This is a genomic window from Bradyrhizobium sp. USDA 3256 (assembly GCF_054058275.1).
Window position 1 is genome coordinate 8,174,047 of the sequence record NZ_JBSSAE010000002.1, and the last position, 20,698, is coordinate 8,194,744.

Below are 20,698 nucleotides of genomic sequence, written 5' to 3' on the forward strand. Positions count from 1 at the left end.
TGCGCGTCGGCCTCCCCCCGCGAGCGGGGCAAGGCAAGAAAGCGTGACGGCGACCTCCATCGCTCACACCCGAAACAGCCGCGCATAGCGCGTCTTGATCTCTTCGGTCATCGCCTCCACCCCCGCCGGATCCTCTTTCATCAGCTTGATGTCGGAAAGCTTGCGCCGGCCGGCCTTCGGCTGCACCTGGGCGTGCAGCGAATATTGGCCGGTGAAGTCGACGAAGAATTGCTGGGTCGCGCGGGTGTGCAGCCAGGCCTGGAACAGCTTTGCGGCGTTCGGATGTGGCGCGCCGGCGAAGATGCCTGTCGGACCCGAGATCGTCGGCGTGCCCTCGGTCGGATAGACCGGCTCGACCGGTTGTCCGGCTTCCTTCAAGAGCACGATGCCATATTCATTGCCGTCGGCCATCACGGCGCGCTCGCCGAGCGAGAGCTTTTTGGGTGGATCCGTCGAGGACTGCACCTGCATCACGCGCTGTTTCGCGAGTTTCTCCAGATACGGCCAACCGAGCTCGCGCACGATCTGGAACGTCGTGGTCATGATCGTGCCGCTATAGGCGGGATGGCCCTTCACCATCTTGCCCACCCATTTCGGGTCGAGCAGATGGGCAAAGCTCTTCGGCGCGTCCTCCGCCTTCACCAGGTTGGTGTTGTAGGCAATCGACGACAGCCACAGCCGAGTGGTCACGGCCATGCCGTCGGGGTCGCGATAGTTGTCCGGAAAATGTTTCGCGACGTCTTCGGGCACGAACGGCTTCAGCCAGCCGCTCTTCTTCCAGGGGATGAAATGCGAGGCATCGGCGCTGTTGACGACGTCGGCGGCGTGAATGTTGGAATCGAATTCCTGCGCCACGCGCTGGAACAGCCGCTCCGAGCCTGAGCGCTCGATCTGCACGGTGATGCCGGGATAGGCGGCCTCGAACGCCTTGCCGAGTTTTTCGCCGACCGGCAGGTCCATCGACGAATAGAACACGAGCTTGCCTTCCTTGATCGCGGCCGCGACGAGATCGGGCGTGATCGCGACCGGCGCGGGTGCGGCCGCGCGTGCCGGTGACGCGAACACCGTGCCGATCCCAAGCGCCGCAGAGCCTTTCAGGACATCGCGTCTGGAAATCGGCTTCCGCATCGCGTCGCTCCGTTTCTTGTTGTTATCGGCTCAGCGCCCGGCAGCGCGCGGGCGGCAAGGTCAGCCAGACCTCGCTGCCCTTCTCGACCGCGGTTTCGGTCGGCGTGGTCACCCGCAGCGATGTGCCGTCAGCGGTCTCCACCATGTAGTCGCGGTTCATGCCGAGATAGACCTGCCGCGTCACGACGGCCTTCAGCGCATTTTGCTGCGCGGCGGGGGCTCGCGTCGCGAGCTGGATCTCATGCTGGCGGATCGCGACCGGCGCACTCTGGCCGGTCGTCAGCGTGGCTCCGACCACCTCGAGCGTTGCGCCGGCGAACTCCACGTGGTTCGCATCGCGCGCGGTGCCCTTGATCACATTGGCGGCGCCGATGAAGCGTGCGACGAATTCGGATTCCGGCCGCGCATAGATGTCCTCAGGCGCGCCGAGCTGGTCGATCTTGCCGGCATTCATCACCGCGATCAGGTCGGCGGTCGTCATCGCCTCGGACTGGTCGTGGGTGACATAGACCGTGGTGTAGCGATATTCGTCGTGCAGGCGGCGGATCTCGAACCGCATCTCCTCGCGCAGATTGGCGTCGAGATTGGACAAGGGTTCGTCGAGCAGCAGCGTCTCTGGGCCGACGATCAGCGCGCGCGCCAGCGCGACGCGCTGCTGCTGGCCGCCGGAAAGCTCGCCCGGATAGCGCTGCGCCAGTGGTTCCAGCTTGGTGGTCGCCAGGATCGCGGCGAGCTTCTTGGCGATGGTGTCGCGATCCATTTTGCGCAAGCGCAGGCCGTAGACGATGTTCTCGGCCACCGTCATATGCGGCCACAGCGCGTAGCTCTGGAAGATCATCGACATGTTGCGCTGCTCGGGCGGCAGCGTGCGCGCCTTCGAAGACACCACGCGCTCGCCGACGCGGATTTCGCCGTCGGATGGTTCGAGGAACCCGGCGATCAGCCGCAGCGTCGTGGTCTTGCCGCAGCCGGACGGCCCGAGCAGACAGACCAGCTGGCCATGATCGATCGTGAGCGAAACATCATCAACCGCGACAAACGATCCAAACCGCTTGACCAGGCCGCGCAATTCCACCGATGCCAAGCGGTCCCTCCATTTTGTTGTGTCGCAGGGATCCGTGCCCGGCTGTTGCCGGCAGTAAAGCGGAAAATGATGACGACGAAAAGTGCTCGTGCCTTAGCAATGCGTTGCATGCATTGCCTCCCGTCACCCTTGTGGGCGTATTATTCACAAGCGACGCCAAACATTCAGTGTCGTCCCGGCCTGGTGCGCAATTGCGCACGGGGGCCGGGACCCATAGCCGCCGATGGTCATTGTTGTGCGCCGGTGGAACGACGAGGCTGCCCACAATATTCGCCGCGGATTATGGGTCCCGGCTTTCGCCGGGACGACAGCGGAGCGTGTGGCCTCGTTCGTACCTCAGGATGACGGGTCGCTGCCTGCGCTCGGCCTACGCCTTCACGTTCTCGCCGAGCCACTGGATGGCGGCGTCGGCGCCGGCCTTGCCGTGGGGGATGTTCAGCGCCGTCAGCGCGACCTCGACGACGCCGAGGGTGCCGAGGATCATCGGGGCGTTGACGTGGCCCATATGCGCGATGCGGAAGGCCTGACCCTGCAAATCGCCGATGCCGGTGCCGAGCACCACGCCGCATTTCTCCTTGGCATAGCGCTGGATCGCGGCGGGATCGGCGCCCTTCACGGTCACCGTCGTCACGGTGTTGGAACGTTCGGCGGGCTCAGCGATGTTGAAGCCGAGCACTTGTCCCTCACCCCAGACCGCGACCGCGCGGCGCACGGCTTCGCCGAGCAGGCGATGCCGCAGATGCGCATTCTCCAGGCCTTCGGCGTGCAGCATGTTGATCGCCTCGCGCAAAGCGAACAAGAGATGCACCGGCGCGGTGCCGGCATATTTGCGGTAGTGCTCCGAGCCCTCGCGCTCGGTCCAGTCCCAATAGGGCGTGCGCAGATCGGCTTTCTTGTGGGCGTCCCAGGCGCGGTCATTGGCGGCGACGAAGCCGAGGCCGGGCGGCGTCATCAGGCCCTTCTGCGAGCCCGACATCGCGACGTCGACGTACCATTTGTCCATCTCAAACGGCATGCAGCCGAGCGAGGCCACGGTGTCGACCATGAACAATGCAGGATGGCCGGCGGCCTTGATCGCCTTGCCGATCGCCTCGATGTCGTTATAGGCGCCGGACGCGGTGTCGACCTGTACTACCAGGATCGCCTTGATCGTGTGCTCCTTGTCGCGCCGCAGCCGCTCCTCGACCTCGGCCGCGCGGATCGCGCGGCGCCAGTCGCCCTTCAGCACCTCGACCTCGGCGCCCATCGCGGCCGCAGCCTGGCCCCAGCCGATCGCGAAGCGCCCGCTCTCCAGCACCAGCACCTTGTCGCCGCGCGACAGCACGTTGGAGAGCGTCGCCTCCCAGGCGCCGTGGCCGTTCGAGATGTAGATGTAGGACTTGCCTTGGGTGGCGAACAGCCTCGAGAGGTCGCGCAGCAGGCTGTCAGTCAGTTCGACCATCTCGTTGGAGTAGATGTCGAGCGCCGGGCGGTGCATTGCCTGCAGCACCTGATCGGGCATCGTGGTGGGCCCGGGGATGGCCAGAAATTCCCGGCCCGCGCGAACGGTCATCGTCCTGTTCCTTTTGGATAAAGCGCGCAAATCATGCGTGTGAGGGGTCAAGCGCGGAGACTATTCCATCGCGGCTACGATTGCGAGCAGGACGAAGCAATCCAGCGTTTCCAAAACCGCGGGACACGATGCTATTTGCCGATCGATTCGACGACCGCGCGCCAGATCTGGTCCTTGAACTCGGTCGCGGCGGGGCTCGGGAGCTGCTCGACGGTGCCGTGGTTCTTGCGGCAGGCCTCGACCAGCCGCAGTACCCAGATTTCGCCGTCGGTGTAATAGGGATCGCCGCCGCCATTGCGACCGTTGAAGGTCGGGCCGATGCCGGTCACCTGATATTTCGCGGTGGCCATGCCGGCGGACTCGAGGTCGGTGGCGAGCAGCGCGCGTTCGGCGTCGAGGTCGGCCGCGATGTGATGGGTTACCGCGCCAGTGTAGTGGCTGACGCCGACGCTGCGGTCGAGCGTCGCGGCACCCAGCCACACCGGACGCTTCTCCTCGCCCTGATCGAGCACCTTCCAGAACCGCACATGATTGCGGCGGTCCGCGCTCGATCCGACCGGCCGCTCGAAGGCGAGATCCTCGCGGCGGTCGAGATAGAATAGGTTGCTCACCGGCGCATCCTTGTAGGGACGATCGAGCAGCACGCTGCCGACGATCTCGATCGAGGATTTCAGCGTGACCGGATCGGCCGGATACCAGCCGGCCTCGTGCATCGCGCAGACCACGTCCCTCTTGTCGCCGATCAGCCCGACATTCATCGGATCGCCGGGAATACCCTGCGCGGTGCGCGTCACCATCGGCAGATTGGCGAGGCCCTTCTGGTGCTCGTAATGCGTCCACAACGCCGGCAGCAGCAGATAGGCCGCGATCAGGTAGATCGCCAGAACGAGCAGCAATAGTATCTGCGCTTGCCGGAGGCGGCTGCGCCGGCGCGCGGAAGGAGGCTTGATCTCGACATCGGTCATGCCGTGGTCCTCACCCGCTTGCGGGGGAGGTCGGATTGCATCGAAGATGCAATCCGGGTGGGGACTTTCTCCTCATAAAGAGCGTCGCAAGCGGTGCCGATGAGGCTACAACCCAATCGCACTTCCGACTAGCGCCGCGTCTCGCGGCAGCCGGCGGCCTCGGCTTCCTCGACCGAGCAGAACCAGCGCGTGCCCTTGCTGATCTTCATTTCGATCTTGGCGTACCAGCGGCTGGTCCGCTGGTGAAAGATGCATTCACCGGAGCGGTTGACATTGCCCTTGATGGTGCAGTCGGGTGACGGCGCCACCGGGCCGGAGGCCGAGGCGAGCAGGATCGCGTTGGCGCCATCCGGCGGCTTCACCGCGCCGAGCACGGTGGTCTTCTTGTTGCGCACCCGCCAGTCCCACGGCGCGATGAAGGCGCCCTGCCACATCCCGGCTTTTGCCTCACGCGCGGCCTTCTCGTCGGCTTCGTAGTCATGCGAGGCGCGGGTGTAGGCCAGCGCCCAGCCGCTCGCGACCAGCCATTTCTGGATGTCCTCGCCGTCGACCTCGCAGCGCGCGATGGTGCGGCCGCGACGATCGACCGAGCGGGCGTGGCAGGTCCAGGTCTTGTTGCCGGCATGCTTGATCAGCTCGTCGCGCGCGGCGACGCCGCAGGTCCAGCGCTCGCCCTTGGTGTTGAGGCAGAGCTGGTCGGTCGACGGCGCGTCGATGCCTGCGAGCCGGATGCGGACGCTGCCGATCATGAGCTGGTCGCCGTCGCGGATCTTCGGCACGCCGGTGATGTCGGCGGCGACAGCCAGCGTCGGCAGCGAGAGCAGCAGGCCCGCGGTGAGCAGCGTCTTGAACATCGGCGTTCCCGGCCAGGTTCTTATCGTTCAAATGGCTTTTAGCGTGCAGAGGTCAGTGCCCAACGATTGTGCGGGCAATTGGGCAACCGTGCCAGTGCTGTTGCGTTTCCGCCAGTTTCAACTTCGCGTCATCCCGATGTCCGCGATCCTCCCCTGGAGGGGGAGGATCGGGTCGCATGAAGCGCAGCGCAATGCGAGCCGAGGTGGGGTGAAGGTCTGTCCACTTGAGCAGTGCCCGTGTTGAGAGATCACCCCACCCCGTATCGCATCTTGCTTCGCGCGATGCGATACGACCCTCCCCCTCCAGGGGAGGGTGAAGTCCCGCAGCCCGGATGAGTAGAGCGCAGCGTCATCGGGTATCAACGAGGCGTTGGTCTTTATCCGTAGCCCGGATGAAGCGAAGCGCAATCCGGGGAGGTGCGTCTGCGTCGGCAGCCCCCGGATTTCGCTGCGCTCCGTCCGGGCTACAACACCGCGGCCATTCGTCGCTTCGCCAGCGCCAGCGCCATCAGCACGAAGGCCGAGGTCACCTCCGGCCCGCCGACCAGGATGCGGGTCGGCGTCTTCATCTTATTCCACTCATAGGCCCGGTAGGGCCCCTTGCGGCCGCCCTCGCCGAGGCCCTGCACGATGCAGTGCAGCGCCGGCGTGAAGGTCGAGACTTCGGCGCCGAGATGCGCCAGCGCCATCAGCGCCAGCGCGGCGTCGAACGGGTTCATCTCGTGGGCGATCAGCTCGTGCGTGACATAGCCGAGCACGCGGGCGCGGATCAGCGCGAACACGTTGCCGGGATCGATGATGCGCTGCGCCGCCAGCGGCAGCGCGACGAAGGCGGCATAGCAGCGGCCGAAATAGGCCGAATAGAGCTCGGGCAGATAATAGATGTGCGAGCGCGGATTTTTGAACGCGCCGCTTTCGACCAGATTCTTCTGGAAAGCGATGATGCGTTGCACCGTCTCCAGCCGCTGCGGCGTCTCGATGATCTGCCAGCGGGCGAGGTTGCGGAACGAGACCTCGAGGATGTCGAGATTCAGCGTCGGATCGAGGTCGTTGCCATAGGGCCGCTCGCCGGCGAGATTGTCGATCCAGGTGACGACGCCGCCCTCGTAATCGATGTTGTCGTTAAGCGGCACGGTGACGCGCGGCTCGTTGGCGCCCGATCGCACCTGGTAGCCGCGGTAGAAGTCGAGCAGCGGCTGCTGCAGGATCGGATCGTCGGAGCCGGCCTGGGTCGCCGCCGAGAACGAGCACGCCGTGGTGTCGCAGTCCGGCACATAGATGCCGAAGCCGAGATCCTGCTTGATCTGCGCGAAGAAGCGCGAGAAGCGCGGATGCCGGCCCGGCGCCAGCGCGGTGATGACCTTCACCGTCGAGCCGTCATGCGACGGCACCTCCTCGGCGCTGGTCTTGAGGCAGAAATCCACCATGTCGGCGACCGCGCGCCGCGCGGTAGCAGCTTCATCCGGCGAGGCAAGCCCGGTCTCGACGAAGCCGAGCAGCGCCTCGGTGAAGAAGGCGTCGTAATAGGCCGAGCGGTGGCGGATCTGCACCGGCTCCCACATCGGCTCGGCGATGCCGCGCCAGGCCGGGTTGATCAGCGCGCGCGCCGGCGAATGCGCGATGAAGATCCGCGCCAGATTGAACAGCAAGGTCGAGTTCTTGTAGCCGCGCGCGTTCAGCCCGGTCAGCGCCATCAGCAGCTCGCGCCCGCCGACGTCGGGGTCGCCGATCAGGTTGAAGGCGGCGTAGGTCGGGATGAAGCCGTTCCTGCCGAACGAGCGCAACAGATGCGCGCCGGTCAGGCGGATCACGCGGTCGATCTCGGCGACCTCCGGCGGGCGGCTAGGTGCGGTCGCGGCGGGCGGGGCCGGGTGGTGCACGCCGATACCGTCCATCAATGCCGCGACGGGCGTGCCGATCGCGGCCCAGTCCGGCGTCGCGACGTCGCGCGCCGCGGTGAGCGCCGCGCGCAGGCCGGCAAGGCGGTCGGGATCGTCGAGCGCGGGCAGGCCGGTGCGGCGGAGCAGCGCGCGTAGCGGCGGATTGCCGAGCGCGGTCCGGTAGAATTTTCCGAGATGGGCATCGCCGCCGCGATAGGCCTGCAGCACGGGGTCGCAGACGTCGTACAGCGATGGGCCGTCCTTTCGGGCGGTCAGCGACCGGCACACCGCGCCTGCGATCTCGTGAAGGCCCAAGAAGCTCAAAGAATCCCCTTTCCCGAGGACCGGTTAACGCCGCCGCCCGACGGTGTTTCCTGTCGCTCTGCCCCAAACCCGCAAGCCTTTGGAAAGCTACATGAATCGCTACAAAACACAAATGTGACTGAGGTCACGTAACGGGATTTTAACGGCGTCAATGGCCTCTGCCGGGCGGCGGCATGCGGCAATTCGGGTTGCCCCGGGCGGCCGTCCGGGTTAAAGGAGCGTTTGTTGCGGCGCCGCAAATTGAGTTCAATTCAACGGCACACACACCTCAACCCCATTAAACCTGAACGTCTTTGACGCGACTAACTGGCGCGATCTTCGCTTGAGCGCCATCGGGATAAGAATTGGGACTTAGGAACGCTATGGACCTTGGGCAGCTTCGCATTTCCCGCCGCACCATCGCCGTCTGCGTGGCGGTGGCCGGCACGGTGTCGCTGGCGATTGGCGCCCATGCCGCGCTCAACAAGCGCACCCTCGATGTCGTCAAGGGTGGCGACAAGGTCGCCGCCACCGAGCTGACCGGCAGCATTCCGGCAGGCACTTCCCGCCTCGCGCTGATCATCGGCAACGGCCATTACCCGGACGCCGCGGCGCCGCTGGCCCAGCCGATCAACGATGCCCGCACCCTGTCGTCGGCGCTGCGCCGCGAGGGCTTTGACGTCGACGTGGTCGAGGATGCGACCAAGGACGACATGTTCCGCGCGGTCGAGCGCATGAAGGCCAAGATTCGCCCCGACACGGTCGTGATGCTGTTCTTCGGCGGCTACGGCGTGCAGGTCGGCCGCGAGAGCTACATGATTCCGGTCGACGCCACGATCTGGAAGGAAGCCGACGTCAAGCGCACCGGCGTCAGCGTCGAGTCCGTGCTCGATGCGATGAAGGAGCGCGGTGCCAAGGCCAAGCTCGTCGTGCTCGACGCCTCGCGCCGCAATCCCTATGAGCGCCGCTTCCGCGCGTTCTCGCACGGTCTCGCCCCGATCAGCCCGCCGGAGAACACCATCGTGCTGAGCTCGGCGACGCCGGGCAAGGTCGCCGACGACTCTAAGGCGCCGAACAGCGTGCTGGTTTCCGAGCTGCTCAACAACCTCAACGCCCAGGCCGGCGCCGAAAGCGCCTTCAACAAGACCCGCGTCGCGATCTCGCGCGCGTCGGAAGGCGAGCAGGTGCCGAGCGTGTCGTCCTCGCTGCTGGAAGACATCAAGCTCGGCGGCTGAGGCACGCCGTCTCCTCCAATGTCGTCCTGGCGAAAGCCAGGACCCATAACCACGACCGGGTATTGTGGCTCCGCGCTGTGGCCCCAGCGCGATCCTATTCGCGCATTCGTGGTTATGGGTCCCTGTGTCTTGGAAGTCTGTCAGGATGGGTTGGGCGGGAAGCCGTTGGGTCCTTGGCGCTTGACGCCGTGAGCCGGCTCGGCCTCCCGCCCGTTCCATTACCAACCTGAACAGTTGCACGAGGCTGCGCCAACAGACCTCGCATCACAGGGACAGGCACCGTGATCATACCCCCTCGTTATGTCGGAATCGACGTCTCCAAGAAGCATCTCGATATCTTTGATGAAGCTGACGGCGTGTCCAGGCGCATCGCCAACGCGGCACAGGCCATCACACAGCAGGTGGCGCGTTGGCGATGCGATGCGCTGGTCGTCTTCGAGGCCACGGGCGCCTATGACCTCGCGCTTCGCGAGGCCCTAAGCCAGGCCGGTGTCCGCTTCGCTCGGATCAATCCGGCTCGAGCTCGCGATTTTGCGCGGGCCAGCGGCCAACTTGCCAAAACCGATCCGATCGATGCACGGATGCTGGCGGCCTTTGGCCGGGTCATGCAGCCGGCAGCCGAGCGGGCCGCCAATCCCGCCCGCAACGCTTTGGCAGGGCTTGCAAAACGGCGGGACCAACTGGTTCTCATGCGCGCGCAGGAGAAGAACCGGCGCAGCGAGGCCGACGACCGCGCCATGGCCGAACGGATCAGTCGGCTCATTGAGGTTCTCGATGGCGAGATCGCCGAGATCGAGGCCGATATCAACGCATTGACCAAGGCCGAGCCGGAGATCGCGGACGATGCGCGGTTGATGCGCTCACTGCCGGGCGTGGGTCCCGTGGCTTGCATGCAGCTGATCGCGAAGATGCCGGAACTTGGACATGTTGGAGCGAAGCAGATCGCCGCGCTCGCGGGCCTTGCCCCCTTCAACGTCGACAGCGGCGCCTTCCGTGGAAAACGCAAGATCGCCGGCGGCCGAAAGCGCGTTCGTGACGCCCTCTATATGGCGGCTCTGAACGCGGTTCGTCGGGCCGATCCATTCAAGGCCTTCTACGCGCGGCTGCGACAGGTCGGCAAACCAGCCAAGCTCGCTCTCATTGCCGTCGCCAGGAAGCTCCTAACGGTCCTCAACGCCATGATGCGCGACAGAAAGCCCTACCTGCAGACCAAGCCGACATAACAGTTGCCGGGTCGCGCTTCGCTTGCCCGGGACGACACTGTGAATGTGGCGGCGCCTGCTTCGCCTATTTCGCATCCGCGCTCGCGCCCACCGGCCGCACCGGATCGCCCTCGCGCAGCAGCGCGCCGGCGCGGGCGACGACGATGTCGCCTTCCTGGATGCCGTCGCGGATCTCGACCTGTCCCGCCGACATCAATCCGGTCTCGACCCGCCGCGTCTCGACGCGGCCGCCGCGCACCACCTGCACCACGGTGCCGGCGGTGGAATAGAGGATCGCGGTCAGCGGCACCGCGACGCCGCAGCTCTGCCCGGTCTTGATCTGGGCGCGGCCGGACGAATTCACCAGCAGCCGCTTGTTGGCGCCAATGCCGATGAACACCTGGCCGAGCTGGCTGTTCGGCTCGACCGTCGGCGCGATCCGCCGCACCTTGCCGTCGAGATCGCCGGCGCCGAGGACTTTGAGCTGGGCCGTCTGCTCGGTCTTCAGCTTGGCGATGTCGCGGGTCGGCACCATGCCGACCAGGTCGTACTCGCTCTTGGCGATGATCGAGAACAGCGCGTCCTTGCCCGAGGCCGGCGCGCCGACGATCGCCGACGAGCCCGAGATCGTGCCCGCCACCGGCGCCGTGACGTTGACCGGGTTGGCACCGTCGGTCAGCTTCGCCAGCACTTGCCCTGCGGTGACGGTGTCGCCGGGATCGGCCATCACCTCCGCCACCTTCAAGCCGAAACGATCGGGCCGGATCTGCTGCTCGTCGCGCGGCAGCACGATGCCCGAAACCTCGACGATATTGCCGAAGCAGAATTTCGACGCCTTCAGCACCGTCACCGCCGCGCCCTTCGGCACCGCGTCGGCCTCTCCTGCGGCAAGCGCGGGAGAAGACGCGAGCGCGAGCAGCGCGGAGGCGGCGAGGGCTGAAGCGCGCGTGCGGGGCAAAATCATCTGCAGACTATTCCCAAAATGAGGGCCTCCTGAATACCAGATGCCGCCTGGCCGAGCCAGCCGGCTGCGCTGCCTCGGCCGGTCCCGCATCCGCCGCCAGCTCCAGCTTCGCCAGCTCCAAATTCGCCAGCTCCTGGGCGCGCCAGATATGCCGCAGGATCTCCGGGTTGACGCGATCGGCATGCGTCACCGGCAGCATGTGGCCGGCACCCGGCAGATGCCGCAGCTCGGCACCATCGATCAGCGCGGCGAGTTTTGCGACAATGCGCTGCGTCACATAGGGCGACAGCCCGCCCGACATCAAAAGCGTCGGGACCTTCAAGCCACGCGCGGCTTCCGCCACGGCGTCAAGGTCAAGCGCGGCGCTGAAATCGCAAGGCAGCTTGTCGGCCTGCTCGATCATCCGCAGCCGCCCGCTCGGCGAGAACTGCTCGCGCGGCCCGGAGCCGGCCCAGAACGCGGTGAACGCCTCGACAGCCTCCATCACGGCGCCGTCGAGAATATCCTTTGAGACGATCTGCGCGATCCGCGCGAAGCGATCGTACAGCCGCGCGTCGGCAGGCGTATCTCGAAGCAACGCGGGCAGTACGGGCTCGATCAGCGTCAGGCTGCGAATGTGCTGCGCATAAGGCGAGGTGGTCGCCAGCCGAAACGCGATCGCCCCGCCATAGGAATGCCCGATCAGATGGATCGGCCCGTCGGCCTTGGCGAGCCAGGGCTCGAGCCGCGCGATCTCGCCATCCAGCGTCCGCGGCCAGTCGCGCCCGCAGGCGGCAACGCCATAGCCGGAAATGTCGGGCGCCATGAACCGGTCGCCGCCGAGCGCCGCCGCAAGCTTGGTCCATTGCCGTCCCGACCCCAGCGAGCAATGCAGCGCCACCACCGACGCCGCCGCGTGCGTCCCATCCAAACCCGTCATCAAACCCATCCTGCTTGTTCTTGTTGTCGCAAGGCGCGCGCGTTCGCACGCGCCCGTCATGACGCGAGCGAGATGGGGGATGGGTTATTCCTGGGAGGGGGTGGGTGGGGCCGTGATCGTGATTGCGGAGGGGGCGGGGGTCACTGGATGGTGATGCGCAATCGGACCTGGCTCAGAATAGGCCCACAAGGCGCCAACTTGGAGATCAGAATTACCGGCGTTCATGTCGACACGGAACGTTGGCCTAAGGTACTTCGGCTGTCGAACTTATCCGCTTGGGCACGCTTCCCGGCTCCGGTGCGGACTCGACCTAAACGTACCGGGGGGTGGCTTCGCCTCCGCCTATTGCTTCAATGGGAGCGGCGATGGCAGCTATGCCGACGGTGCCTAAATACGCGACGATTTTAGTCTTGTCACTTGGTGCGAAATTGAGGGCGCAAAGCCGCATTAGTGCTTCCCAAGCTCTGGCTCTACCCCTCGATTCGTCTTCGTCCGGTGTGAGAATGTCTTATGAGTAGCCGAATCGGATGACGATCACCATAAGAGTGGTGAAGACTTGCGGGCCTTCACTTAATGGGCTTGGTGGATATCGGTTGCTCGACGCGCTCGACGCTGGTGCTATTGAGACTATGATTGACGAAGTTGTTACGAAGCAACTTGGTCTAAGTTCGATCTAGAGGTGTTCCGCCTTCTAATCAGAGGGCGGAGCCGCATTCGAAGCTTATCGTTCGAGATGGTGTCGCACTCCCACACAACTATGACGGTCCACCCGGACTCTCTTAGTTGTATGATTTGAGTTTCATGACGCATTACGTTGGCGCGCAATTTTGGAACCCAATATGTCCGATTGGTCTTTGGTACAGCGCTCCGCGAACAACCGTGTTGATGCCAGAAGCAACCATTAACGAAGATCACTGTTTTGTATCTCTTCAGAACAATGTCGGGCTTTCCGGGCAGTGACTTGTCATGCAGACGAAAACGGAACCCTCGCGCATGGAGGTACCTGCGGGTCCGCAGTTCCGATCGCGTATTCTTACTTCCAATCGACTGCATCGTTCGGCGACGTTGCTCTGCGTCTAGATTGTCCGGCATCTTTGATTAGCTATTCCTTGACGTGCACGAGGCGTTGCGTGTGGCACAATAGCACGTGCTTGCTTTGTGTGCTTGATGTCTTCCGATTTTCGTAATTTATCTTGACGTCTCCCCCAACTCACTTGTACAGCGTCCCCGGTCCCGCCCGGCAAGAGGGGCGTATCGCGGTCGTCACGAACGCGGCGGGTGGCGATGGACGCTGGCGGCGCGACAGACGACGCGCGCTGATCGGCGGACTGTGAAGTCGTGCGGTTCGGGCGCCCCAATGGCAGGTGCCTTTTCGCATTGCGCGATGTGCGTTGTGAAGACGGTGACAATAAAGCCAAGTCTCGCCGGGGAGAGTACGAAGTAAGCCGTAACCCATCGCGCAGGGAAGGCCGGATGTTTCCGGTTTCGCCTGTGGTCTTACCTCCCGTGCTTTTTGTTGCACGGGACCCGCGGGTGCGATCGGCGCCCGGCCTTCCCTGCGCCCTGAGAGTGGTTGATCGCATGACTCGGGCGCGGTGGCGTCGCGAGGATGCGGCGTGTGTCTCTCCCTCGGCTGCTTGATAATTGAATCAGGAACGGGGCCGTATATTCGCTGTCGTCCTGGCGCAGGCCAGGACCCATTACCCCGTTGTGGCGCGAGGCTGGGGTCACGATCCCTCTCATCACGGATAGCGGTGGTTATGGGTCCTGGCTTTCGCCAGGACGACGTTGGGGAGGGGGCGCGGACGACGTGGCGAGAGAGTGGGTCACTTACTCCGCTGCCGCTTCCGCTGACGGCTCGCCCTTCCAGCGCAGGATTTCCGCAGCCAAAATCGGATGGTTGAATCCCTTCAGCACGAGGTCGTCGATGGCGCGGCCTTCGACGTAGGGTTCGACCATGCCGTAGACGCGGCGGCTCACCACGATCTGGCCGGCCTTGGCCTCGCCGCACAGGCGGGAGGCGAGGTTGGTGACGCTGCCGATCGCGGCATATTCCAGCCGCTGCTCGAAGCCGACCTGGCCGAGCGTGGCGTAGCCGAGCGCAATGCCGATGCCGAAACCAAGGCTATGGCCGCGGTTGCGCCACTTCTCGGTCAGCGGACCGACCGTGTCGCGCATCTCCACCGCCATCTTCACCGCGCGCGCGGTGTGGTCGGCAAGCTGGATCGGTGCGTTGAACAGGATCATCACGCCGTCGCCGGCATATTTGTCGAGCGTGCCTTCGTATTTGAAGATCAGCTTGCCGAGCGCGGCGTGATACTCGCGCAGCACGTTCATCGCCTCCTCGGGCTCGGTCGCCTCGGTGAAGGCGGTAAAGCCGCGCAGGTCGCAGAACACCACGGTGACCTCGCGGCGGTGGCTGTCGAGCAGGCCCTCGGGATTGTCCGACGAGGCGATCAGCTGCGCCACCTGCGGCGCCAGGAAGCGCTCGAGCCGGCGGACCCGTTCGAGCTCGCCGAGCTGGGTCTCGACCCGCTGCTCCAGCGACTTGTTCCAGTCCTTGAGCGCTTCGGTCTGCTCGCGCAGCTTGTCGGCCTGCTCGCGCACGGTGGCGTTGGCCTGTTCCAGCGCGTGGCTCTTCTGGTCCACCTCGGTGAACAGCCGCGCGTTGCGCATCGCCAGCACCGCCTGGTGCGCGAAGGTCTTCACCAGGCCGATCAGGCTCGAGGGGAAATCGCCGGCCGCCTTGCGCAGCACCACCAGCGCGCCGAGCACGCCCTGCTGGTCGACCAGCGGCACCACGAGCACCGAGTGGAAGCCGGCGCCGACCACGACATCGCGCAGCGGATGATCGGGCGGACAATCGGGACTTGCCGCGAGATCGGGAAACGCCAGCGGCTCGCCCTTCGCGGCGGCCTCGCCGAGCGGGCTGTTTGCCGCATCGATCGCGCGATGATGGCCTTCGGCTCCGCTGTCGGTGCCGATCGATTGCGTCAGGGTGAAGCTGCGCTGCGCGACGTCATAGCCATAGATCAGCACGGCGTCGGCATGGGTGATCTCGAGCGCGCGGGCGGCGACCGTCGGCAGCACGGCGTTGAGGTCGAGCGAGGACGCCACCGCGCGGCCGACCTCCTCCAGCACCTTCAGCTCGTTGATCGATTGCGCGAGGTCGCGGGTGCGCTCCTTCACCTTGGCTTCGAGGTCGGAATAGGTCTCGGCAAGCTGGGTGGCCATGCTGTTGAACTGGCCGGCGAGCTCTTCCAGCTCATCTGATGTCTTCACCTCGATGCGATGGCCGAAATCGCCGGCCCCTAACCGCCGCGCGCCGGTGCGCAGCGCCGTGATCGGCTCCAGCATGCGCCGCGCCAGGATTGTGCCGGCGATGATCGCGACCACGAGGCCGAGCGCGATCAGAAGCGCGATGCGCACCAGCTGGTCGCGGATCGGCGACAGCGCCTGCGCGGTCGGCTGCTCATAGAACACGTGCCAGCCGAGGTTCGGCGCGGCCGTCGCTGTCGTCAGCACCGCGTTGCCGTCGACATCCTTGCCGGAGGCGATAGGCCTGCCACTCTGCGACAGCACCGCGGCGACCTGCGGCAGCGCGGCGAGGTCCTTGCCGACCTCCGGCCCCTTCGACGAACTCGCGAGCACCCGGCCCTTGGCATCGACGACATACGCATGCGCGAGCCGGCCGACCTGGGAATCGCCGAAATAGTCATTGAGGAAGCGCAGGTCGATCTCTGCCATGGTGACGCCGGCATTGAAGCCGGAATGCTGCTCGCCGATCGACATGAACGGCCGCCCGTCGCGAAAATACGCCGGCGCGTAGGCAGTGCCGCGGGCGATGGTCTCGGTGAATCTGACATCGCGGGAGAAATCGGCGTTGGAGTTGACCGTGGTGGTCTGGCGCGACAGCCGCAGCAGCTCGCGGCCCTGGCCGCTGATCAAGCTGAGCTGGCTCACCGCCGGCACCTGGCCGAGCAACTGCGCGTAGTCGGCGCGGCGCAGCTCGATCGTGTTGGAAGAGGCGCGGGTCACCCAGGAGATCTGGCGCTCGAGGTCGGAGATCGCCTGCTCGATGCGCTTGGCGGTGGCGTCCGCCTTCTCGCTCATCGCATCCGTCAGCGTGCCCTTGATGCCGCGGTAGCTGATCCAGGTCTCGAGCGCGCCGTTGACTGCGAGCACGAACACGACGAGGCCGACCAGCGCGAGGACGTATTTGGCGAACAGGCCGCCGCGCAGGAACCAGATCTTGCCCTTGTCCGTAGCCGCGCTCATCCAGCCTCGTCCGGCCCCTGATCGGGTGCGCCGCATGATCCGCCGCTGTTTAGCACGGATCGGCTGGGCGGGGCGGTCCCTCGGGCCGCATGGTTATCCCTTCATATCGGCGGGGGATATCCGGGAATATCAGCGATTGAACAACTGACGCAGCACGTCCTTCATCGCGGGACTGTCGTGCTGCTCGGCGGTCTCGCCCGGCGGAGCAGGCGGTGGCGGGGCCTGATCGGCGGCCGGCGGCGCCGGCCGGCTCAGGTCGCGGCTCGAGCGCGACGCGTTGCTCTGGTTGAGGGTGGAGAGGCCCTGCTGCAGCAAATTGCCGATGGTGTCGCCAAGCTGCCCGCCGAGCGGGTTGCTCTGGCCGGCGCCGCCGTCCGGTTGCTGGCCTGTGCCGCCCTGCGCGCCGTTGAGCAGATTGGTCAGCCCGTTGAGGCCCTCGCTCAGCCCTTGGCCGTTCGCCCCGAACAGGCCCTTGCCCATCTCCTTCAGCTTGGCATAGGCGGCCTGCGGATTGTCGAGCATGCCCTGCATCTCCGGATAGATCCGCGGCGACACCCAGGGTCCCTCGAGCATCACGGGGATGCCGAGGCCGACCGGATTGCCGGCGCGGCCCTGGCCTTCGGTGGTCATCACGAGCTGCGGCTCGACGCGGAACCCGATCTGGCGGGTGTTGAGGTCGATCGTGCCGACCCCGGTCATCTTCACCAGCGGGCCGATCAGGTTGAGATCGGTGGTGACGGCCTGCCCCTTGTCGACCTTGAACGAGGCCGAGAGCTGGCTGAGATCGGTCGACAGCTCCTGGCTCTCCTGCCAGCCCGACAAGGTGCTGGTGGTGAGGTTGCGGATCATCTGCGCCACGTTGAGGCCGAGGATCTTGCCGTCCTGGAATACGATGAAGGCGGTGCCGGCGAGATTGCCGACGATGGCGCGCTCGCTGCCGCCTTGCGAGGTCAGCGCGATCTTGGCCTGCATCCTGCCGTCGAGCTTGTCGAATTCGGCGAGACTCTTCAGCACCGGCAGCGCGCGCACCCCGGCGAGGTCGAGCCGCAGCGCGTAGGTTGGATTCGTAGCTCGCGCGTCAATGGTGACGTCGCCATCGGCGGTGCCCTCATAGGCGCCGAGATTGGCGAGCCGGCCCTTCAGCACGCCGCTGTCGATGGACGCATCGATTGCCGCCTGCGTGAAACGGCCGTCGCCGATCACAAGCTCCGCCGCCGAAATGCGCGCCTGCGCGTCGACATAGTTGAGCCCGGCAAGATCGACCGACGCGTTGCTCCAGGTGTTGGTGCCGAGCGGCTGCGTGGTGCCGGACTGGCCCGGCGGCATCGCGATCGCAATGCGCTGGAAGTCGAGATCGAGCTTCACCAACGGCTTGTTGCTGGCGAAATCGACCGACGCCCAGCCGGTGAAGCCGCCATCGCCGAGCGTGCCGGACACGCCGTTGAACATCACCACCGTGCCGTTCAGCCGCGCGTCCGCATTCGCCTTGATCGCCGCCGGCAACAGGCCGGGCGCATCGATGCTGAATTCGGCCGACACGCTCTGACGCTCCAGCGGTGCTTGCGGCGCGGTCGCGCGGATCTCGAATTTCAGCGGCTTGTCGCCGGCGTGTGCGTCACCGGTGACGACGATCTTGCGGTCGTCGCCGATGGTCGCGTCCGCATTGAGCGTGTCGATCCGGCTCTCGATCCGGTCGCGCACATTGGCGAAGACGATGGTGCCGCCGCTGACGCCGACATGCCGGATCGTGATGCCGCCGCCGTCGGACGCGGAGGATTTCGCCGGCGGATTGTGGTCGCGGGTGCGCTCGCGCTGCAGCGGCAGGTTGATCACCGGCTTGATGATCGCGAGGTCGGTGATGTCGGTCCGGCCCGACCACAGGCTCGACAGCGTCATCTCGGCTTCGACGCTGCTTGCCGCGAACCGGTTGTTGACGTCGCGCTGGCGCGGGTCCTGCAACACGACGTCGCGCAGCGTCAGATTGACCTTCGGCCAGAGGCCAATCTTGGCGCCGCCATTGATGGTGAGCTTGTAGCCGGTCTCGCGCTCGACCCGATCGGTAATCCGCGATGTGAGGAACGAGGACGGGATCCCGATCACAGCCACCAACGCGATGATCACGATCACGGCAGCAATGGCGGCCCCGGCGAATTTCAGTGCTCTCATGTCGTTGTTCCAGGCCGGGCAAGCGGGGTTCCGTTGCAGAAAGTCACGGCCGATCACACGAGTTTATCCCGCAAGCGGGAGCTGGCTCCAATGACCGGAAAAATAATCCGTTACCGCATGAACTTATGTGACCTCTCCCACACTCTTATGAGGGTGATTTTTGCTAACCGGGCGTCAGGGGACTGCTCGGATTGGATTTGGAAGGCAGTACAATGAGCAAACAGGCCGAATTTGCGGTCATTCTGAAGATGAATCCGATGTTCGCCGATCTCGGTGCGGACGAGTTGCAGCGGCTTTCCGGCCTCTGCCACACCCAGCAGCTCGCGACCGGTGAGGTGCTGTTCCAGAAAGGCGATCCCGGCGATGCCCTGTTTGGGGTCCGCCGCGGCCAGATTCGGATCGAGACCGGTGCTTCCGACGGCAGCCGGCTCACACTCAACTTCATGGGATCCGGCGATCTGTTCGGCGAAGTCGCCGTGCTCGACGGTCAGGACCGCACCGCGGATGCGACCGCGGGCGAGCCCAGCGAATTATTCGTGTTGCGGCGACAGGATTTCCTCGGCTTCCTCGAGCGCGAGCCGAAGGTTGCAGTCAGGCTGATCGAATTGCTCTGCCAGCGGATTCGTTGGCAGAGCGAGCGGATGGAAGAATCCGTGCTGCAGCCATTGCCGGTCCGCCTCGCACGGCGGCTATGCGCGCTGGCCGAGGATTTCGGTTCCGAGGTGCACATCTCGCAGGAACAGCTCGGCATCTTCGTCGGTGCCGCGCGCGAAAGCGTCAACCGGCAGCTGCAGACCTGGCGCAGGGACGGCATCGTCGACCTGCAACGCGGCCGGATCATGCTGCACAACATGACCAAGCTGACGGCGGTCGCCCGCAACGACTGAACCGGACCGCATACAACGCGCGCGCGAAGGTGAGATTTTCTCGCGCGCGCCGCTTGCGGATGTTGACGCACTCCTGCCTAAAAGACGTGCTTGCATGATGAGGCCGGTACCGCTTTGATCCGGCCGCCGGTCCTTGGGGTGACACCCAGCCTTGCTGGCCTCACGCCATCCACCTGCAAACCCCTGCGGTCTCTCCCGTTGACCGCAGGGGTTTTGCATTTCGATAGATGCGTGACGCGAACGCGCCTACCGCATCACCACTTCGGGATCGGCCCAACGCAGATACTGGCGCGGCGCGGCGCCGAGCTCGCGCTTGAACATCGCGGCGAAAGCGCTCGGACTTTCATAGCCGACGTCGAGCGCAACGCAGGTGACGGCCTCGCCGGCGCCGAGCCGCGCCAGCGCTTCGAGCAGCCGCACCCGCTGGCGCCAGGCCGCAAAGCTCTGGCCGGTCTCGCGCCGGAACAGACGCGTCAATGTCCGCCGGCTGAGCTGGCAGCGATCGGCCCACTCGTCGAGCGTAAGATCGGAACTCGGATCGACCAGCACGGCTTCGCAGATTGCGGCGAGCCGCGGATCGGGCGGCACCTGCACATGCAGCGACACTTCCGGCATCCTGCCGATCTCGTCGAGGAGGAAATCGACCAGCCTGCCGTCGCGCCCTTCCGGATCGTAACGGGTCGGCATGTGCACCGCTTCTTCCATCAACGCCTCGACCAGCGCGGAGACTTTGATCAGGCGGCATGTCGCCGGAGCATTCCTGATGCGGTCAGGCGTGACATAGATGGTCTGGATCTCGACCTCGCCCCATGCCCGCGACTGGTGCGCGACGCCGGCCGGAATCCACAGACCGTGGCCGGGCGGCACGACGAAATGGCCGCGCTCGGTCATCATTGAAGTGACGCCCGCGGTCTGCAGGATGAATTGATCGCGTCGGTGCGCGTGCCGCGCGCTGGTGCTTTCGTTCGGATAGGAGGCCGCCATCGCCGCAAGCGGCCGTTCGACCTGTTGCAGCTGTCCGGCATAGTGCGCGGCGGCTGCGGGACCCGATTGCTTGCGGCAAACGCGCAAGCCGGTGGTGTCATTTCGTCGCGCTGCGACTTTCAAGTGTCGTGAGCTCCTGATCGATCGTCGTTTTCGCAGGGTGCTCATGCATCTTCCGGGCCACTTGGCCCGATCGCGATGGTTGTTGTCCCCCTTCAGGTAGCGCGGGATATGGCGTTTGGCAACAATGCCTCACCCCGCGGCATTCGCCGAAATCGAATGTGAGAGCGCGGAGAC

At 65.3% G+C, this 20,698-nt stretch carries 15 protein-coding genes; 3 read left to right on the plus strand and 12 right to left on the minus strand.

The window, feature by feature from the left end; translation table 11 throughout:
* Positions 1–63: 63 nt before the first annotated feature.
* The 6 genes from ACVWY5_RS40525 to ACVWY5_RS40550 form a co-directional block, all read right to left on the minus strand.
* Positions 64–1,128, minus strand: a complete 1,065-nt coding sequence (locus ACVWY5_RS40525; RefSeq protein ID WP_028338023.1) for an extracellular solute-binding protein — start codon at positions 1,126–1,128, stop codon at positions 64–66.
* Positions 1,129–1,150: 22 nt separating this feature from the next.
* The gene (locus ACVWY5_RS40530; protein ID WP_321177213.1) at positions 1,151–2,203 is read right to left on the minus strand and encodes an ABC transporter ATP-binding protein; all 1,053 of its coding nucleotides are present in this window, start codon (positions 2,201–2,203) and stop codon (positions 1,151–1,153) included.
* Positions 2,204–2,579: 376 nt separating this feature from the next.
* The gene (locus ACVWY5_RS40535; RefSeq protein WP_028338025.1) at positions 2,580–3,764 is read right to left on the minus strand and encodes a pyridoxal-phosphate-dependent aminotransferase family protein; all 1,185 of its coding nucleotides are present in this window, start codon (positions 3,762–3,764) and stop codon (positions 2,580–2,582) included.
* Between the two features lie 131 nt (positions 3,765–3,895).
* Positions 3,896–4,729 (minus strand): LssY C-terminal domain-containing protein, encoded by an 834-nt coding sequence (locus ACVWY5_RS40540; RefSeq protein ID WP_050383636.1) that lies wholly within the window; start codon positions 4,727–4,729, stop codon positions 3,896–3,898.
* 128 nt (positions 4,730–4,857) lie between these two features.
* On the minus strand, positions 4,858–5,583 hold the full coding sequence (locus tag ACVWY5_RS40545; RefSeq protein ID WP_028338027.1) for a thermonuclease family protein: 726 nt from the start codon (positions 5,581–5,583) through the stop codon (positions 4,858–4,860).
* 464 nt (positions 5,584–6,047) lie between these two features.
* On the minus strand, positions 6,048–7,778 hold the full coding sequence (locus ACVWY5_RS40550) for a hypothetical protein (RefSeq protein WP_028338028.1): 1,731 nt from the start codon (positions 7,776–7,778) through the stop codon (positions 6,048–6,050).
* A 371-nt stretch (positions 7,779–8,149) separates the two neighbouring features.
* Between ACVWY5_RS40550 and ACVWY5_RS40555 the strand changes: the two genes are divergently transcribed.
* Together ACVWY5_RS40555 and ACVWY5_RS40560 are read left to right on the plus strand one after the other, a co-directional pair.
* Entirely contained in the window at positions 8,150–9,001 is an 852-nt protein-coding gene (locus ACVWY5_RS40555; protein ID WP_028338029.1) for a caspase family protein, read from the plus strand.
* 281 nt (positions 9,002–9,282) lie between these two features.
* Positions 9,283–10,224, plus strand: coding sequence for an IS110 family RNA-guided transposase (locus ACVWY5_RS40560; protein WP_283089771.1), 942 nt, complete (start codon positions 9,283–9,285; stop codon positions 10,222–10,224).
* A 64-nt stretch (positions 10,225–10,288) separates the two neighbouring features.
* On the opposite strand, the gene ACVWY5_RS40565 is transcribed toward ACVWY5_RS40560, so the two are convergent.
* The 5 genes from ACVWY5_RS40565 to ACVWY5_RS40585 form a co-directional block, all read right to left on the minus strand.
* Entirely contained in the window at positions 10,289–11,167 is an 879-nt protein-coding gene (locus ACVWY5_RS40565; protein WP_028335179.1) for an HlyD family efflux transporter periplasmic adaptor subunit, read from the minus strand.
* 7 nt (positions 11,168–11,174) lie between these two features.
* Positions 11,175–12,086, minus strand: coding sequence for an alpha/beta fold hydrolase (locus ACVWY5_RS40570; protein WP_321177149.1), 912 nt, complete (start codon positions 12,084–12,086; stop codon positions 11,175–11,177).
* A gap of 645 nt (positions 12,087–12,731) precedes the next feature.
* On the minus strand, positions 12,732–13,178 hold the full coding sequence (locus ACVWY5_RS40575; RefSeq protein WP_080667124.1) for a very short patch repair endonuclease: 447 nt from the start codon (positions 13,176–13,178) through the stop codon (positions 12,732–12,734).
* A gap of 738 nt (positions 13,179–13,916) precedes the next feature.
* Positions 13,917–16,364, minus strand: coding sequence for an adenylate/guanylate cyclase domain-containing protein (locus ACVWY5_RS40580; RefSeq protein WP_028335181.1), 2,448 nt, complete (start codon positions 16,362–16,364; stop codon positions 13,917–13,919).
* Positions 16,365–16,493: 129 nt separating this feature from the next.
* Entirely contained in the window at positions 16,494–18,530 is a 2,037-nt protein-coding gene (locus tag ACVWY5_RS40585; protein ID WP_028335182.1) for an AsmA family protein, read from the minus strand.
* Positions 18,531–18,742: 212 nt separating this feature from the next.
* Between ACVWY5_RS40585 and ACVWY5_RS40590 the strand changes: the two genes are divergently transcribed.
* Positions 18,743–19,417: a Crp/Fnr family transcriptional regulator gene (locus ACVWY5_RS40590; RefSeq protein WP_016845951.1), complete on the plus strand. Its 675-nt coding sequence runs from the start codon at positions 18,743–18,745 to the stop codon at positions 19,415–19,417.
* A gap of 246 nt (positions 19,418–19,663) precedes the next feature.
* Here ACVWY5_RS40590 and ACVWY5_RS40595 read toward each other — a convergent pair whose 3' ends face one another.
* The gene (locus tag ACVWY5_RS40595; protein ID WP_028335183.1) at positions 19,664–20,524 is read right to left on the minus strand and encodes an AraC family transcriptional regulator; all 861 of its coding nucleotides are present in this window, start codon (positions 20,522–20,524) and stop codon (positions 19,664–19,666) included.
* Between the last annotated feature and the right edge of the window lie 174 nt (positions 20,525–20,698).

Coding starts and splice junctions, on each gene's coding strand:
- ACVWY5_RS40525 (WP_028338023.1), bottom strand. CDS start 1,128: ATGCGGAAGCCGATTTCCAGACGCGATGTCCTGAAAGGCTCTGCGGCG.
- ACVWY5_RS40535 (WP_028338025.1), bottom strand. CDS start 3,764: ATGACCGTTCGCGCGGGCCGGGAATTTCTGGCCATCCCCGGGCCCACC.
- ACVWY5_RS40540 (WP_050383636.1), bottom strand. CDS start 4,729: ATGACCGATGTCGAGATCAAGCCTCCTTCCGCGCGCCGGCGCAGCCGC.
- ACVWY5_RS40545 (WP_028338027.1), bottom strand. CDS start 5,583: ATGTTCAAGACGCTGCTCACCGCGGGCCTGCTGCTCTCGCTGCCGACG.
- ACVWY5_RS40555 (WP_028338029.1), top strand. CDS start 8,150: ATGGACCTTGGGCAGCTTCGCATTTCCCGCCGCACCATCGCCGTCTGC.
- ACVWY5_RS40565 (WP_028335179.1), bottom strand. CDS start 11,167: ATGATTTTGCCCCGCACGCGCGCTTCAGCCCTCGCCGCCTCCGCGCTG.
- ACVWY5_RS40570 (WP_321177149.1), bottom strand. CDS start 12,086: ATGACGGGTTTGGATGGGACGCACGCGGCGGCGTCGGTGGTGGCGCTG.
- ACVWY5_RS40575 (WP_080667124.1), bottom strand. CDS start 13,178: ATGCCGGACAATCTAGACGCAGAGCAACGTCGCCGAACGATGCAGTCG.
- ACVWY5_RS40580 (WP_028335181.1), bottom strand. CDS start 16,364: ATGAGCGCGGCTACGGACAAGGGCAAGATCTGGTTCCTGCGCGGCGGC.
- ACVWY5_RS40585 (WP_028335182.1), bottom strand. CDS start 18,530: ATGAGAGCACTGAAATTCGCCGGGGCCGCCATTGCTGCCGTGATCGTG.
- ACVWY5_RS40590 (WP_016845951.1), top strand. CDS start 18,743: ATGAGCAAACAGGCCGAATTTGCGGTCATTCTGAAGATGAATCCGATG.